This window comes from Mycobacterium mantenii (assembly GCF_001667865.1).
Lineage (GTDB): Bacteria > Actinomycetota > Actinomycetes > Mycobacteriales > Mycobacteriaceae > Mycobacterium > Mycobacterium mantenii_A.
In genome coordinates this window covers 66,507-82,032 of sequence record NZ_LZJP01000083.1, presented here as the reverse complement: position 1 = coordinate 82,032, position 15,526 = coordinate 66,507, and the positions used below count along the sequence as shown (strand labels likewise).

Sequence of the window (15,526 nt, the reverse complement as noted above, 5' to 3'; positions counted from 1 at the left end):
AACCATGGCTCGTTACACCGGACCCATCACCCGCAAGTCCCGCCGGTTGCGCACCGACCTCGTCGGTGGCGACCAGGCCTTCGAAAAGCGTCCCTACCCGCCCGGCCAGCACGGCCGCGCGCGGATCAAGGAAAGCGAGTACCTGCTGCAGCTGCAGGAGAAGCAGAAGGCCCGCTTCACCTACGGCGTGATGGAAAAGCAGTTCCGTCGCTACTACGAAGAGGCCGTGCGGCAATCCGGCAAGACCGGTGAGGAGCTGCTGCGCATCCTGGAGAGCCGGCTGGACAACGTCGTGTACCGCGCCGGCCTGGCGCGGACCCGCCGGATGGCGCGTCAGCTGGTCAGCCACGGGCACTTCAGCGTCAACGGCGTGCACGTCAACGTCCCCAGTTACCGGGTGTCGCAGCACGACATCATCGACGTGCGGGACTCCTCGCTGAACACCGTGCCGTTCCAGATCGCGCGGGAGACGGCGGGCGACCGCCCGATCCCGAGCTGGCTGCAGGTGGTGGGGGAGCGTCAGCGCATCCTCGTCCACCAGCTGCCCGAACGGGCGCAGATCGACGTGCCGCTCACCGAGCAGCTCATCGTCGAGTTCTACTCGAAGTAAAGACTTTTCGGGCCAGCCGGCCCGGAAACCTAACGGCATCAAATAGCGGGTGCCGAGAAGGAGAAGAAGAAACACCATGCTGATCTCTCAGCGACCCACATTGTCGGAGGAAGTTCTCACCGACAGCCGCTCCCAGTTCGTCATCGAGCCGCTGGAGCCGGGATTCGGCTACACCCTGGGCAATTCGTTGCGCCGGACGCTGCTGTCCTCGATCCCGGGTGCGGCCGTCACCAGCATCCGCATCGACGGCGTGCTGCACGAGTTCACCACCGTGCCGGGCGTCAAGGAAGACGTCACCGCGATCATCTTGAACCTCAAGGGCCTGGTGGTGTCCTCCGAGGAGGACGAGCCGGTCACCATGTACCTGCGCAAGCAGGGCCCGGGCGAGGTCACCGCCGGTGACATCGTGCCGCCCGCCGGTGTCACGGTGCACAACCCCGACCTGCACATCGCGACGCTGAACGACAAGGGCAAGCTCGAGGTCGAGCTGGTCGTCGAGCGCGGCCGCGGCTACGTGCCGGCCGTGCAGAACCGCGCCTCCGGTGCCGAAATCGGCCGTATCCCAGTCGATTCCATCTACTCGCCGGTGTTGAAGGTTACTTACAAGGTGGACGCCACCCGTGTCGAGCAGCGCACCGACTTCGACAAGCTGATCCTGGACGTCGAGACCAAGAGCTCGATCAACCCCCGCGACGCGCTGGCGTCGGCGGGTAAGACCCTGGTCGAATTGTTCGGCCTGGCACGCGAACTCAACGTCGAGGCGGAGGGCATCGAGATCGGCCCGTCGCCCGCCGAGGCGGACCACATCGCGTCGTTCGCCCTGCCGATCGACGACCTGGACCTGACAGTGCGGTCGTACAACTGCCTCAAGCGCGAGGGTGTGCACACCGTCGGCGAACTGGTCAGCCGCACCGAGTCCGACCTGCTCGACATCCGCAACTTCGGCCAGAAGTCCATCGACGAGGTCAAGGTCAAGCTGCACCAGCTGGGCCTGTCGCTCAAGGACAGCCCGCCGAGCTTCGACCCCTCGCAGGTCGCGGGTTACGACGTCGCCACCGGCACCTGGTCCAACGAGGCCGCCTACGACGACCAGGACTACGCGGAAACCGAACAGCTGTAAAACCCGTCCGGCGACGATGCGGCCGTGCAGCGGCCGCTGAGGAACCGGACACATGCAACACCGTCCGTCCCGGCCCTACCTGATACGGGGGTCGGCCCCACTTAGGAGATAGCGCAATGCCCAAGCCCACCAAGGGTCCTCGCCTCGGCGGGTCGTCTTCGCACCAGAAGGCCCTTCTGGCCAACCTGGCCACGTCGCTGTTCGAGCACGGCCGGATCAAGACGACCGAGCCCAAGGCGCGGGCGTTGCGGCCGTACGCGGAGAAGCTGATCACCCACGCGAAAAAGGGTGAGCTGCACAACCGTCGAGAGGTGATGAAGAAGATCCGCGACAAGGACGTGGTGCACGCCCTGTTCGCGGAGATCGGTCCGTTCTTCGCCGACCGCAACGGCGGCTACACCCGCATCATCAAGGTCGAGCCGCGCAAGGGCGACAACGCGCCCATGGCCGTGATCGAGCTGGTGCGGGAGAAGACGGTCACCTCCGAGGCCGATCGGGCTCGTCGGGTGAAGGCTTCCAAGAAGACTGACGCTCCTGTCGCCGCGGCGGCGGCGCCTCAGGCGGCTGTCGAGCCGCAGGAGGCCGTCGGCCCGACGGCCGAGGAAGCCACGGCCGAGGTCGAGGAGACCAAGGCCGAGGCCGAGGCCGGCGAAGCGCAGGCCGATGAGGCCGAAGGGTCCAGCGAGGATTAGCGAGGACATCCGTCTGCGGCTTGATATCGCCTATGACGGAACGGGTTTCGCTGGCTGGGCCGCTCAGGCCGGCCAGCGGACCGTGGCCGGAGTTCTCGACGAGGCGCTGACCACCGTGTTCCGCACGCCGGTGCGGCTGCGCGCGGCGGGACGCACCGACGCCGGAGTGCACGCCACCGGTCAGGTGGCGCACGTCGACGTGCCGCCGGACGCCCTGCCGAACGCCTATCCGCGGGCACCGCACGCCGGTGAACCCGAATTCGGACCGCTGGTGCGCCGACTGGGCCGGTTCCTGCCCACCGACGTCCGGGTCGTCGACATCACCCGCGCCCCTGCGGGTTTCGACGCCCGGTTCTCGGCGCTGCGCCGCCACTATGTGTATCGGCTTTCCACCGCGCCCTGGGGCGTGCAGCCGCTGCAGGCCCGCTACGTCACCGCCTGGCCCCGCCCGCTGGACGTCGACGCGATGGCCGCGGCCTCGCGAGACCTGTTGGGGCTGCATGACTTTGCCGCGTTCTGCCGCTTCCGCGAGAACGCCACCACGATCCGCGACCTGCAGCGGCTGGACTGGACGCGCGACGGTGACCTGATCACCGCGCACGTCAGCGCCGACGCGTTTTGCTGGTCGATGGTGCGCTCGCTGGTCGGCGCGCTGCTGGCCGTCGGCGAACACCGCCGCCCGGTGTCCTACTGTCGCGGATTGCTCAGCGCCACGGAGCGGTCCAGCGACTTCGCGGCCGCGCCCGCCCACGGGTTGTCGCTGGTCGGGGTGGATTACCCGCCCGATGACCAGTTGGCGGCGCGCAACCTGATCACCCGGGACGTGCGCTCGCGCTAAACCCTGGCCGCGGCGAATCGTGCTGCCTGGTTGGTCAATCCGGGCACGTAGCCCAGGTGCGAACTCCACTGCATCCCGCCCGAGCAGATCGGGTCGCCCGGGTTGCACAGGTCGATGGTCTTGCCCTCGAAATTGGGGGAGAGGGCGCTCATCAGTTGACCGGCGCGGCCGGACGGGTTGCCGAAAAGTGCGACGGCAGCGACGTGGTCGGCGGTCGCGGGCGGCAACGGCTGGCGGTAGCCGAGGCCGGGCAGCGGTGCGGCCGTGACGATGTCGACGACGGCGGCGCCCTGGGAGTACCCGCCCAGCACCAGCTTGGTGCCGGGGCAGTTGGCCGCCATCTGCTGCAGGTGGGTGCTGGCGTCGTTGGCGCCGTTGGTGGCGGCCAGGAAGTCCTTGCTGGCCGGGTAGTTCACCCCGTATGTGCCAACGCTTTTGCGGGTCTGCTCGCGCAGCGAGCTGACGAAGGCACCGCCCACCTTGCCGACACCGGGCGGCTCGTCGGTGCCCCGGGCAAAGACCACCTCAACGCCGGGGCACGATGCCGACGCACGCGGAACCAATTGGGGGGCAACCAATAACGCGGCCGTCGCGCCGATTACGATGCCCAGCCCTAACGGGATAAGCCTCACACAGCGATGTTACGGGTGCGTTGATAACCCGACGGTAACGATTTAGACGAGAGGTGCTTGCGGTGAGTCCGTGGCCGGCCCGGGCGCGGTGGGTGCGGGCAGCGACGGCCCTGGAGTCGGAACCGTACCGTCGTGGATCGACGGGCCCGACCCGGGCGGGTTCTGCCCGTACACCGGCGACTGCTGGCCGTAACCGGGCTGCTGCGGGACGGGGCCCAGCGGCGGGCCGAACGCGGGCGACTGCTGGCCGACACCGGTGGCCGCCAGCTTCTGCGCGACGAACGCCGCCGCCTGGGTGGTGTACACGGGGACGTAGCCCTCGGTGTGCCCGCTCCACTCGTTGCCCTGGCCCGCGTGGCAGATCGGGTCGTTGGGGTTGCAATAGTCGGCGGCCTTGGAGCCCAGCAGCGCGCTCTGGCTGGGCAGGGTTCCGCCGGCGCGGTCGGCCACGTCACCGAAGGTGACGACGGCGGCGATGTTGTTGGCGTACTGCGGGGGCAGTTTGTTGCCCCAGCTGATGCCACCGATGGGAACGCCGGCCACGATGTCCATCACCGACGCGCCCTGCGAGTAGCCGCCGAGCACGATCTTGGTGTTGGGGCACGTTTCCACGCTCTTCTTGACGCGGTCGATCGTGTCGTTGGCGCCGTCACCGCCGTGCAGCTGCAGCTTGCTGGCGGCGTAGTTCACGCCGTAGGGCAGGATGTTCAGGCCGTTGGTCTGCTGGCGCAGCGACTCCACCAGGGCGTCGCCGACCCGGCCCAGGCCGGCCGGTTCGTTGGTGCCGCGGGCGAAGATGACCTCGACGTCCGGGCAGTCGAACGCGGAGGCTTTGGGCGCTGCGGCGGGGGTCGCGAGCAGGCCAGCAGCGGTAGCCAGGGCGGCAGCACCCAGGCCGACGAAGCGTGTTGCCGACCGCGCGGTGCCCGCCCGACGGGTACGTACACGGTGAGTTTGCACCGGGCAATGTTACCCAATTTGTGATCTGTTGAAACTCCCGCGACCTGTGGATAACCGCCCGTGCGCCGCGAAACGGCGGCTTACCGTGGGCGTTGACGGATCCACGGGGTGAGGAGATCGGGTGCCGCGTCAGCCGGCAGCCTGGCTGCACATCAGCGCGTACCGGTATTTGCTGCGGCGCATCGAGGGCGCGTTGCTGGACGAGGGTGTCGGGGTGGCCGGGTCGGGCCCGCGCCCGTATCCGGCGGCGCTGGTGCTGGGGTGCGTGGTCACCGCCGTCGCCGTGGCCGGCTGCGCGGTGCTGGCCCTGCTGCGACCCCACGCGGCGCTCGACCGCGAGCAGATCGTGGTGAGCCGGGAATCCGGCGCCCTGTTCGTCCGGGTGGGCGACGTCTGGCATCCGGTGCTCAACCTGGCCTCCGCCCGGCTGATCGCGGCGACCGCCGCCAACCCGCGGCCGGTCACCGAATCCGACCTGGACACCACCAAACGCGGCCCGCTGCTGGGCATTCCGGGCGCACCGCAATTTCTCGGCAGGCCGCTGTCCCCGGAGGAGGTGGGTTGGTCGATATGCGCTAGCACCGGCGCTAACACAACCACGACGGTCATCGTCGCCCGCCGCTCCGAGGCCCCGGCGGTGCGCCAAGTCCCCGCGGCGCAGGCGATGCTGGTGGCTCCCACCTCCGGTTCGCCGGCCTACCTGCTGTACAACGGCCACCGCGCGACGGTGGACCTCGACGATGCCGCGGTGGTGCGCGCGCTGCGCCTCGAGGGCCGTGCGCCCCTGCGCGTCTCGGAGGCATTGCTGAATGCCGTGCCGGAGGCGCCGCCGATCGCGTCGCCACCGATCCGCGGCCCGGGCGGCGCGACAGCGAAGGTCCCGGGATTTCCGGTCGGAAGTGTGCTTCGCATCACACGGGCCGACGGCGACGAGTATTACGCGGTGCTGGCCGCCGGGGTGCAGCGCATCGGCCAGGTGGCCGCCGACCTCTTGCGCTTCGGCAACCCGCGGGCCACGGCCAACCCCGTCTCCGTTGCACCCGAGGTGATCCGGGCCGCTCCCGTCGTCACCGAGCTACCGGTTGCCCTGTATCCCGACCGGGCGCCGACGCTCGCGGCCCCCACCGGCGCGTTGTGCGCGAGTTGGGAGGAGGCCCGACCCGGCCAGGTCGACGTCGCATTTCTGGCCGAGAGCCGCCCGCCGGTGCCGGCCGGCCGGGCGCCGGTCATTTTGGCGCAGGCCGACGGTCCCGGCCCCGCGCTGGACGCCGTGTACGTGCCGCCCGGCCGCAGCGCCTACGTGCGGGCAGCCGACACGGCCGGCACCAGCTACCTGATCACCGACACCGGAGTCCGGTTCGCCGTTCACGACGACGCCGCCGCGCGGGACCTCGGTCTTACGCAGCCGGGCCCGGCGCCGTGGCCGCTGCTCACGCTTCTCCCGGCCGGACCGGAGCTGAGCCGACAGAACGCCTCAATCGCACGCGATGCGGTCGCGGGCACGCCGTAGGCGACCCCTGACCGACGCGGTGGCCAGCACGACGGCCAGGGCCATCAGGCAGACCGCCGCTCCCCGGAGCGCGGTGTCCCGGCCGCGCGAATCGCGCGGTTGGACCGGCGGCGCCGCCGGGATCGGTACCGGCGCCGCCGACGGACTGGGAGTGCTGCCGGAAGCATGCGTGCCGGTGCTGACCGCGGCGAACGGATCAATGGTGCCGTTCCCGACGAGGGGATCCCATCCGGCGGCCGGATGACGCGCCGTGGTCTTGATGCGCTGCATCACCTGGCGGGCCGTCAACGCCGGGAAGCGTGCGCGGATCAGCGCGGCCAATCCGCTGACCACCGGGGCCGCATAGCTCGTGCCGGACACCGGTTCGGGCGCGAGCGAAGTCACCCCTTCACCGGGCGCGGCGACATCCACCCAGGGGCCGGCGAGGGTGAACGCCGACGGCGCCCCAGCGGAATCCACCGAACCGACGGTCAGCACGTAGTCGTCGTACCACGCGGGACTGGCGACCACCGTGAGGTTCTGCCAGGTGGCATCCGCCCGCTGCGGTGGACACCCTGCCGCACCGCCGGTGTTGCCGGCCGCGGCCACGATGACGGCATTCTTGACGTCGACGGCGTAGGCCAGTGCGGCGCCCAGCGCGCGGTCGTCGGGCGCCGAAGCCGCCGGCGCGCACGCAACCGACGAGATGTTGATCACCGACGCACCCAGATCGGCCGCCGTCCGAACGGCTTTCGCCAGAGTGTCGACATCACCGACCCCGACACGGGACCGGTCGCTGGTCGGGGCGAACTTCGCGCTGGACTGCCGAATGCTGATCAACGTGGCCTCCGGTGCCACCCCGCTGAAGCTGTCGGACTTGGAATCGGCTGTGGCCGCGATGATTCCAGCTACCAGCGTGCCGTGCGCGTCGCAGTCCTGGGTGCCGTCGCCAGTGGATACGTAGTCGCCGCCGGGCACGACATCGGGCAGCCGGCGGTGTCGGGAAATCCCGGTGTCGATGACCGCGATCCGTTGCCCGGCGCCGCGGCTGAGTTGCCAGACCGCCGACAGGTCGCCCAGGCCCGCCGGCGGGTTACGGCCCGGTCCCGCGTCGACGGTCATCGTCGCGCACACCTCGCGTTGTACGGTCGGCCACGGGGGCGCCGGCAAGGCGGGCTTGGGCAACCAGCTGTCATCGACATCCGGGGGCGAAACAGCCCGCGCCGTCGGCGTTCCGAACACAAGCGCCAGCACCGACACCGCCAACAGGCGGCCGGCGCACGAGCAAATCATGTGAGGCTCAAGCCCCGAACCGTCCCGTACAGTCCGCATATCCAGCAGGTCAACGGAACCATGGCGGCCAGCACCAGCCACTCCAGCAATCCGACGCATCGGCGGACGACGGGCGAGGCGGGTATTGCCGCGCCGACGAAGCCGAGGTACATCGCCACGGCGACCGAGATGGTCGTCGCCGTCGCGACCCACGGGATGTGCACCGGTGTCCGCGACGCGGCAACCGCGAAAGTCGTTGCGGCAAGGATAATTCCGCTGATCGCAAACACCAGCGTTCTCTTCTCGTCGGCGGATCGGGCACGCAACAGCAGCAACGCGCCGGTGAGGGTGCCGAACGCGGTGCACGCCAGGCGCGGTGCGCCGGCAAGGACGGTGACGACCGCGCCCGCCGTGGCCGATGCCGACAACCCGGCAAGCAGGCCCGACAACCAACTGCCGGCGCGGACGGCCCGGCGGTGCACCTCCGCGCCGCCCGGGTCGATTCCGGCCATATCCGGTGTCCCCGGCCGGGGCGATAATCCCGCCAGCGCGATCGATGCGCGTGCGGCCACCCCGAGCAGGCCAAGGGATGCCAGTGCGGCCGCCGAAGCGATGACGGGCCATGGCGCCGCACTGATCGCGCCCGCCAACCCGGCCAGCGCGATGAGCGCGGCGCAGCACGACGCAGCGGTCAAAGTGACCACACCGCAGCCCGATACGCGCATCGCCACCGCGGAGGTGACCCCGGCCGCCACCGCCGCCAGCAAGACATTGGGGGCGCCGGGCACGCCGGGCACCGCCACGAAGCCGGCAACACCTGCGAACGCGGTGGCGATCACGCTCAACGTCAGCGCGGCGGTGCTGTCTCGATAGCCGCGGTGCGCCACGGCCGAAAGCCCGAGGGCGAGGGCCGCGGCCGACACCAACACGATGACCGTCGTGGCGACATCTCCGATAGCGTTGGTGCCTAACGTGTTACGCGCGATGACCAGTCCTCCGACGCCGGTCAACACGATCGCCGCGGCCGCGCCGGTGAGCCGGGCCGCGCGCCCGGGTGAGGCGTCGCCGCTCGGCTTTGCCGCCGCGTCGAGTGCGGCCGACACGGCCTCCGCCACGTCGAAGTAGCGGGGTGCGGGCAGTGGTGTGCCGCGCCGGCTCAGCACCAGCATCGCCCCGTCTCCGATGCCATGCTGCGCCAGCGTCATTGACGGATCCAGCCCGGACGCTCCGGGGACCGACAGGCGGTAGCGCCCATTGTCGGGGTGGTCGACCTCGAGGATGTCGACAAGTGGCGGAATCAGAACGGCGACAGGGAGTCCGGCGGGCAGGGTCACATCGACGACGGTGGTGTCCCAGTGCACCGAGACGCGTCGCAGCCCGGTATCGGATGCAGGCAACAGCGAACCCTTCGGTCGGATTAGGGGACAACTTAGCCAGGTCGCCACGACCCGGTATCCGGCTGTCCACAGGTGACTTGTCGTCGATGCCGGTGCCACCTACCGTCGTCGCACCGGGGAGGGAAGCGATGACAGAGGCTCTGATGCCGGCGCTACCGCAGGCGGCGAATGGGGACATCGTTGTCGACGCGCCACAGGCGGCGAATGGGGACATCGTTATCGACGCGCCACCGGAGCTACCACCTCGCACCTCGCCGGGCATGCTGGCGCGGCTGGCACCAGTGCTGCTCTCCCTGATGTGCATGGGCATCATGGCCGCGGTGTTCACCGTCGGGAGCGGCGTGACCCGCCACCCCATGTTTCTGGCTTTCCCGGTGATGATGCTGGTTTCCACCGTGGTGACGGGTCTGACCGGTCGTGCCCGCCGGCATGGCGGTGGCATCGATGCCGACCGCGATCACTACCTCGCCTACCTGAGCGCACTGAGTGACCGCCTATCCGAAATAGCTGTGACACAGCGCAGTTCATCGATCAGGAGACATCCCGATCCCGACACGCTGTGGACGTTGATCGGCGGCCCACGGATGTGGGAACGGCGACCAACCGACGCGGACTTCCGCGTCGTCCGGGTGGGCATCGGGCCCCAGCCACTCAACCCCGGACTGGTCGCCCCGCAGCTTCCGCCCGAGGGGTTCCGCGACCCGGTCACCGCCGCCGCACTGCGGCGCTTCCTGCACAAGCATTCGACGGTCCACGCCCCGGTCACGATCGACCTGCGCGCCGGCACGGTCGTGGCGATCGACGGCGATCCGGGCGAAGTGCGCGGACTCCTGCGCGCGGTGATCTGCCAGCTCGCCGTGCTGCATGCGCCCGATCAGGTGCTGATCACCGCCGCCGTCGACGATGCGCGTCGCGGTCACTGGGAGTGGCTGAAATGGCTGCCGCACAACCAACATCCGGTCGATACCGATGACGCGGGCCGGGTGCGGATGATCTATTCGAGCGCGGCAACGGCACGGCATGCGCACGCCGCGGCGCAGGGACGACACGTGGTGATGCTCACCGATCTTTCCGACGGCGTCGATCCAATCGTCGACGCGGCCACCATCGGGGTCGGCACCGGCCGCGACGGCGCACCGCTGACCATTCGGACGTCCGGTCAACCCGCATCGGGATTGAGTCCCGACGGGATGGCGCCCATCGACGCGCTGATCTGTGCGCGCCGGCTGGCCGGGTACCACGCGCGCACTGACCGCGCGGGAAGATCTGAGCCCGGTTGGCCGGAACTGGCCGGGCTTTGCGACCCGGATCGTTTCGACCCGGTAACCCGGTGGCGTCGACAACGGCGCCGCGACCGACTTCGCGTACCGATCGGAACCACCGCGGCGGGTGCCCCGGCCGAGCTGGACATCAAAGAGCCGGCCGACGGTGGGATGGGGCCGCACGGGCTGTGCATCGGCGCTACCGGATCGGGCAAGTCGGAGCTGTTGCGCACCATCGCGTTGGGCATGATGGCCCACAATTCGCCGGCGGCGCTCAACCTGCTTCTTGTCGACTTCAAGGGCGGCGCAACGTTTCTCGATTATGCGCACGCCCCACACGTGGCCGCGGTGATAACCAACCTTGCCGACGAAGCGCCGCTGGTGGCCCGGATGCGCGATGCCCTGGCCGGTGAGATGAACCGTCGCCAGCAGCTGCTGCGGACAGCGGGCTGCGTCAGCGTCGCGGCATACGAGCGAGCACGCGGGGTCGCTGCGTTGCCACCGCTGCCCACGCTGTTCATCATCGTCGACGAGTTCTCTGAAATGCTCAGCCAGCATCCCGATTTCGCCGACATGTTCGTCGCGATCGGCCGGCTCGGCCGTTCGCTGGGCATGCACCTGCTGCTGGCCAGTCAGCGTCTCGATGAGGGCCGGCTACGCGGACTGGAAGCCCACCTGTCCTACCGCATCTGTCTGAAAACGCTATCCGCCGGCGAATCCCAGGCCGCACTGGGGAATCTCGACGCATACCGACTGCCGAGCACCCCTGGCGCCGGCTTCTTGCGCAGCAGCGGCGACGAACCGATTCGCTTCCAGGCCGCCTCGGTTTCGGCGCCGCTGCCGGTGGACACACCCGGAAGTACGCCGACCATGACGGCGCATTCGGTGCGCGCGTTCAGCAGCCGGGTAACCGGGGCGATCACTTCGGCCGTCGAGGTGAGCGGGACGCCCGCACGGAGCATCTCGCACGTCGTCCTGGACCGGCTGTGCGGCCAGGGACCGCCCGCGCATCGGGTTTGGCTACCCCCGCTCGGGGCGGCACCGGCGCTGCGTAGCGTGCTGGCCGACGCTGACTGCACGCCAGGGGGTCTGGCAGTCCCCATTGGCGTTGTCGACCGGCCGTTCGATCAGTGCCGGACGCCGCTGATGATCGATATGTCCGGAGCGGCAGGCAATGTGGCGGTCGCCGGCGCACCCCAATCGGGCAAGTCGACGGCGCTGCGCACGCTCATCACCGCCCTGGCCGCCACGCATGACCCCGGCCAGGTGCAGTTCTACTGCCTGGATTTCGGTGGCGGGGCACTGTCGTCGGTGCACACGCTGCCGCATGTGGGTGCCGTTGCGGGGCGCGCGGAACCACGTCTCGCCGAACGGATCGTCGCCGCATGCGAGTCGGTCGTCGTTCGCCGCGAAGCCGTGTTCCGCGAGCATGGCATCGCGTCGATCGCGCAGTACCGCCAGCGGCGCGGGGACACCGCTGCATCCGATGATCCCTTCGGCGACGTTTTCCTCGTCATCGACGGCTGGGCGGGTGTGCGTCAAGAAGGGGAGACGCTGGAGGAGTCGATCACAACGCTGGCTGCTCAAGGACTTTCGTTCGGTGTGCACGTGGTGTTGTCGGCAACGCGGTGGGCCGAGGTGCGGCCCGCGCTGAGGGATCAGATCGGCACTCGCATAGAGTTGCGGCTGGGCGACCCCGCGGACTCCGAAATCGACCGCAGGGCCGCGCAACACGTGCCGTGTGACAGGCCGGGCCGTGGCCTTTCCCGTGATGGTCTGCACATGGTGATCGCCTCGCCCACCGCCGAGGTTTCCGCCGGTGATTCGGTTGCCCCGCCGATACCGGTGCTGCCGATGCACGTGGATCGCGAGGCCGTGGTGAACGGGGCGAGCGCCGAGGTTGGCACGCGGATACTACTCGGCCTACGGGAACGCGGATTGCAGTCGATGGCAATCGATTTCGAGCACCATTCGCATCTTCTCGTCCTCGGTGACAACGAGTGCGGCAAGACCGCGACACTGCGGATGCTGTGCCGGGAAATCGTCCGGACGAAGACGGCCGGGCAAGCTCGGCTGTCGATCGTCGACTTTAGGCGCGCACTGCTCGGCGTCGTCGAGTCGCACCATCTCGGCGGTTACGCCATGTCGCCCGCCGCGCTGGCGGCAATGTTGCCCGACCTGCTCGAGTCGTTGCAGGCGCGGATGCCGCCGCACGACGCCAGCCAGGACCAGTTGCGCAGCGGCTCCTGGTGGTCTGGACCGGACCTCTATGTCATCGTCGACGACTACGACCTGGTTGCCACGCCGGCGGGCAATGCGTTGGCGCCGATCGTCGAATTCCTGCCGTATGCAAGAGATCTGGGATTGCACCTGGTCATAGCCCGCCGCACCGGTGGAGTCGAGCGCGCGATGTTCGAGCCACTGCTGGCGAGTCTGCGCGACCTCGGTTGCATGTCGCTTTCGATGAGCGGATGTCCGGCCGGGGGCGGATCGTTCGGCTCGACCCGGCCGGTCCGGCTGCCGCCGGGCCGGGGCGTCCTGACCGCCCACGGCGGTGACGAAGAATTCGTCCAGGTTGCCTGGAGCCCACCATGAGTCAGCACCCGGCGATCGTCGAAGCCGGGCCCGGCACGATCCGCCGGTTGTGTTGCGCCACAAGCGCCGACGAGGATGCGGCGGTCCTCAGCCAAACGGCGCTGGACGCCATCGACGACCCGGTGGCGCTGGTCGGGGAGCGGCCGATGGCCGTCGACGCGTTGTGGGAGGCCGCGCTGCGATCGGCAACGCGCGGGCACCGCGACGGGATGGTCGTCATCCATCCGTCGTGGTGGCCGGCGGCGCGGGCGGGTGTGGTGAGCACCGCCGCTGCCGCGTTGGCGGGTGAGACGCGGACGCGATCCTCGCTGCTGACGCGGGCGTCCCGAGCCGACCCGGATGCGACGGCAGTGATCGAGATCGCCGAGCGGCTGGTCGCGGTCATCGCCAGCACGGTCACTGCCATTCCGCGCAACGCCGAGCCGCAGTCCGTCGCCCGCGACGTTGCGGGCGTCGTCGCCGCGATGGCGCCCGCGGCCGTGCTGATCGACACACCGGGCAGCGTCGCCGGTGCGTCCGCGCTGGCGGCGCTGATCGCCGACGCGGTGCGCAACGGCGGGCAGCAGGTGCCGGACATCCTGGAAATCAGCGACTTTCGGTTCGCCCGTCTGGCCGGATCGGCCTACCGGGCAACCGCCGCGCGGTCGGGTCCGGTCGCCCCCGCACCGGCCGGTGCCGTCCGATCGCACGGTCGGAGGCTGAGCGGACTCGCGGCGGCCGCGATCGTGGTCGCCGCCGCGGCACCGACCGCAGTGACGATGGGCCGACCCGCCGCGGTCCCACCGAAGCCGGTGGAAACCGCGCCTACGACGTTTCTGATGGAAGGGCGCGTGACGCTGTCGGTACCCGCGACTTGGTCGGCGCAACGGGTGGTCAGCGGACCGGGCTCGGCGCGGGTCCAGGTCACGTCGCCGGCCGACCCCGAAGTGGCATTGCACATCACCCAGTCACCGGTCGCGGGCGAGACGTTGAGCGGCGCCGCCGAGCGGTTGAAGCGCGCGATCGACGCCGAGTCCGCCGGGGTGTTTGTCGACTTCAACCCGTCCGGAACCAGCGCCGGTCGACCGGCGGTGACGTACCGCGAAGTGCGCCCCGGCCATCACGTGCGCTGGACGGTGCTGCTCGACGGCCCGGTTCGGATCAGCATCGGTTGCCAGAGCCGGGCCGGCGACGAAGACGCCGTCCGCGATGCGTGTGAGCAGGCCGTGCGATCCGCCCACGCGATCGGATGAAAATTCGGTGGAACCGATCGACGGCCGCGGGGGTCGTAGTTGGTATGGCTGCATCGAACACTTTGAGCACGGACTTCGACCTGATGCGGTCGGTGGCGGCTACCACCGACGCCCGCAACGAGGAACTCAGGGCCATGCTGCAGTCGTTCGTCGGCCGCATGAATGGCGTACCGCCGTCGGCGTGGGGTGGGCTCGCGGCCGCGCGCTTCAAAGACGTGATGGATCGCTGGAACGCGGAGTCGCTGAGGCTCTACCACGCCCTGAACACCATCGCCGACACCATTCGGCACAACGCGGCCGCCCTGCAGGAGGCCGGCCAGAACCATGCCCACCGCATCGGCGCCGCCGGTGGAAACCTGTGACGAGAAAGGATCCCCGTGGACCCGATGCTTTCCTATGACTTCGGCGAAATCGAACACTCGGTGCGCCAGGAAATCCACGCCACGTCGGCCCGCTTCAACGCCGCGCTGGACGAGCTGAGATCGCAAATCGCCCCGCTGCGGCAGCTCTGGACCAGCGAAGCGGCCGCCGCCTACCAGGCCGAGCAGCTGAGATGGCAGCAGTCGGCGGCCGCGCTCAACGAGATACTGGCCGAGCTGGGAAATGCCGTGCGCGACGGCGCGCAAGAGGTGGCCGACGCCGACCGCCGGGCGGCCGGGGTGTGGGCGCGGTAGCGGCCGAATGGACACCGCGCGGCCCCGGCCGCGCCGTGAGACCTGTGTGGTCCTGACGGGGGAGAGCCGTCGGGACCACACAGTCATTTTGACCTGCGGGGATGGCGGTCGGTAAGCTGCTCCGTTGGCGTGCGGTACGCCGGGGCCTCGGGTCAATGTCGGTCGCCGAGACCAAGCCCTCACCGCGAACGCCTGACCGGCCCCCGGGTCACCCCGGGATCCACCTCGAGAAGAAGAGAAGGTAAGCGCTGTGCCTACGTACACGCCAAAGGCGGGTGACACCACGAGGTCGTGGCACGTCATCGACGCCACGGACGTGGTGCTTGGCCGCCTTGCCGTGGCGGCAGCCACCCTGCTGCGCGGCAAGCACAAGCCGACGTTCACCCCCAATGTCGATGGCGGTGACTTCGTCATCGTGATCAACGCCGACAAGGTCGCCTTCAGCGGCCAGAAGCTGGACAAGAAGCTGGCTTACCGCCACTCGGGGTATCCCGGCGGTCTGAGCAGCCGAACCATCCGCGAGCTGATGGACAAGCACCCCGACCGGGTCGTCCAGGACGCGATCGTCGGCATGCTGCCCAAGAACAAGCTGGCCCGGCAGATCGCGCGCAAGCTGCACGTCTACGCCGGCCCGACACACCCCCACGCCGCACAACAGCCCGTTCCGTACGAGATCAAGCAGGTGGCCCAGTGACCGAAACGACCGAGGCCCCGGAAAACCCGGAGAACCCGGACACCCCAGAAGTCGCAGAG

14 protein-coding genes are annotated in these 15,526 nt (G+C 69.5%); 10 read left to right on the top strand and 4 right to left on the bottom strand.

Features of this window, described 5'->3' with window-relative positions; genetic code table 11:
• The first annotated feature begins 4 nt into the window (after positions 1 to 4).
• The 4 genes from rpsD to truA all read left to right on the top strand — a co-directional run bounded on the left by rpsD (position 5) and on the right by truA (position 3,260).
• Positions 5 to 610 (top strand): 30S ribosomal protein S4, encoded by a 606-nt coding sequence (gene rpsD / locus A5688_RS13030; RefSeq protein ID WP_067833946.1) that lies wholly within the window; start codon positions 5 to 7, stop codon positions 608 to 610.
• 76 nt (positions 611 to 686) lie between these two features.
• Positions 687 to 1,730 carry a DNA-directed RNA polymerase subunit alpha gene (locus A5688_RS13025; RefSeq protein WP_067833949.1) on the top strand — a complete coding sequence of 348 codons (1,044 nt, stop codon included), beginning with the start codon at positions 687 to 689 and terminating at the stop codon, positions 1,728 to 1,730.
• 116 nt (positions 1,731 to 1,846) lie between these two features.
• Positions 1,847 to 2,422, top strand: a complete 576-nt coding sequence (gene rplQ, locus A5688_RS13020; protein WP_067908846.1) for a 50S ribosomal protein L17 — start codon at positions 1,847 to 1,849, stop codon at positions 2,420 to 2,422.
• Entirely contained in the window at positions 2,394 to 3,260 is an 867-nt protein-coding gene (gene truA / locus A5688_RS13015) for a tRNA pseudouridine(38-40) synthase TruA (RefSeq protein WP_082951203.1), read from the top strand. The genes rplQ and truA overlap by 29 nt, the downstream gene beginning before the upstream one ends.
• On the opposite strand, the gene A5688_RS13010 is transcribed toward truA, so the two are convergent.
• Together A5688_RS13010 and A5688_RS13005 are read right to left on the bottom strand one after the other, a co-directional pair.
• Positions 3,257 to 3,892 carry a cutinase family protein gene (locus A5688_RS13010; protein ID WP_067833958.1) on the bottom strand — a complete coding sequence of 212 codons (636 nt, stop codon included), beginning with the start codon at positions 3,890 to 3,892 and terminating at the stop codon, positions 3,257 to 3,259. The two genes, truA and A5688_RS13010, sit on opposite strands and share 4 nt — an antisense overlap.
• A gap of 42 nt (positions 3,893 to 3,934) precedes the next feature.
• On the bottom strand, positions 3,935 to 4,786 hold the full coding sequence (locus A5688_RS13005) for a cutinase family protein (protein ID WP_067908992.1): 852 nt from the start codon (positions 4,784 to 4,786) through the stop codon (positions 3,935 to 3,937).
• 187 nt (positions 4,787 to 4,973) lie between these two features.
• Here A5688_RS13005 and eccB point away from each other — a divergent pair, with 187 nt between their 5' ends.
• Positions 4,974 to 6,362: a type VII secretion protein EccB gene (gene eccB / locus A5688_RS13000; protein WP_067908843.1), complete on the top strand. Its 1,389-nt coding sequence runs from the start codon at positions 4,974 to 4,976 to the stop codon at positions 6,360 to 6,362.
• Here the strand turns inward: eccB and mycP are convergent.
• Positions 6,327 to 7,634, bottom strand: a complete 1,308-nt coding sequence (mycP, locus tag A5688_RS12995) for a type VII secretion-associated serine protease mycosin (RefSeq protein ID WP_067908840.1) — start codon at positions 7,632 to 7,634, stop codon at positions 6,327 to 6,329. The two genes, eccB and mycP, sit on opposite strands and share 36 nt — an antisense overlap.
• Positions 7,631 to 9,010 (bottom strand): type VII secretion integral membrane protein EccD, encoded by a 1,380-nt coding sequence (gene eccD / locus A5688_RS12990; RefSeq protein WP_067833964.1) that lies wholly within the window; start codon positions 9,008 to 9,010, stop codon positions 7,631 to 7,633. Before eccD ends, mycP begins: the two co-directional genes overlap by 4 nt.
• 128 nt (positions 9,011 to 9,138) lie before the next feature.
• On the opposite strand from eccD, the gene eccCb reads away from it, so the two are divergent.
• The 5 genes from eccCb (at position 9,139) to rplM (ending at position 15,467) form a co-directional block, all read left to right on the top strand.
• Positions 9,139 to 12,867: a type VII secretion protein EccCb gene (eccCb, locus tag A5688_RS12985; RefSeq protein ID WP_082955029.1), complete on the top strand. Its 3,729-nt coding sequence runs from the start codon at positions 9,139 to 9,141 to the stop codon at positions 12,865 to 12,867.
• Positions 12,864 to 14,099, top strand: a complete 1,236-nt coding sequence (locus A5688_RS12980; protein WP_067908836.1) for a type VII secretion-associated protein — start codon at positions 12,864 to 12,866, stop codon at positions 14,097 to 14,099. Before eccCb ends, A5688_RS12980 begins: the two co-directional genes overlap by 4 nt.
• A gap of 44 nt (positions 14,100 to 14,143) precedes the next feature.
• Positions 14,144 to 14,461: a WXG100 family type VII secretion target gene (locus tag A5688_RS12975; RefSeq protein ID WP_067833971.1), complete on the top strand. Its 318-nt coding sequence runs from the start codon at positions 14,144 to 14,146 to the stop codon at positions 14,459 to 14,461.
• Between the two features lie 9 nt (positions 14,462 to 14,470).
• Positions 14,471 to 14,773 (top strand): WXG100 family type VII secretion target, encoded by a 303-nt coding sequence (locus A5688_RS12970; protein ID WP_120312151.1) that lies wholly within the window; start codon positions 14,471 to 14,473, stop codon positions 14,771 to 14,773.
• Between the two features lie 250 nt (positions 14,774 to 15,023).
• Entirely contained in the window at positions 15,024 to 15,467 is a 444-nt protein-coding gene (rplM, locus tag A5688_RS12965) for a 50S ribosomal protein L13 (RefSeq protein WP_067908833.1), read from the top strand.
• Positions 15,468 to 15,526: the final 59 nt, after the last annotated feature.

What these genes read in the sequence shown, in the direction of transcription:
- rpsD (WP_067833946.1), top strand. Translation starts at nt 5, where the DNA reads ATGGCTCGTTACACCGGACCCATCACCCGCAAGTCCCGCCGGTTGCGC.
- A5688_RS13025 (WP_067833949.1), top strand. Translation starts at nt 687, where the DNA reads ATGCTGATCTCTCAGCGACCCACATTGTCGGAGGAAGTTCTCACCGAC.
- rplQ (WP_067908846.1), top strand. Translation starts at nt 1,847, where the DNA reads ATGCCCAAGCCCACCAAGGGTCCTCGCCTCGGCGGGTCGTCTTCGCAC.
- truA (WP_082951203.1), top strand. Translation starts at nt 2,394, where the DNA reads ATGAGGCCGAAGGGTCCAGCGAGGATTAGCGAGGACATCCGTCTGCGG.
- mycP (WP_067908840.1), bottom strand. Translation starts at nt 7,634, where the DNA reads ATGATTTGCTCGTGCGCCGGCCGCCTGTTGGCGGTGTCGGTGCTGGCG.
- eccCb (WP_082955029.1), top strand. Translation starts at nt 9,139, where the DNA reads ATGACAGAGGCTCTGATGCCGGCGCTACCGCAGGCGGCGAATGGGGAC.
- A5688_RS12980 (WP_067908836.1), top strand. Translation starts at nt 12,864, where the DNA reads ATGAGTCAGCACCCGGCGATCGTCGAAGCCGGGCCCGGCACGATCCGC.
- A5688_RS12975 (WP_067833971.1), top strand. Translation starts at nt 14,144, where the DNA reads ATGGCTGCATCGAACACTTTGAGCACGGACTTCGACCTGATGCGGTCG.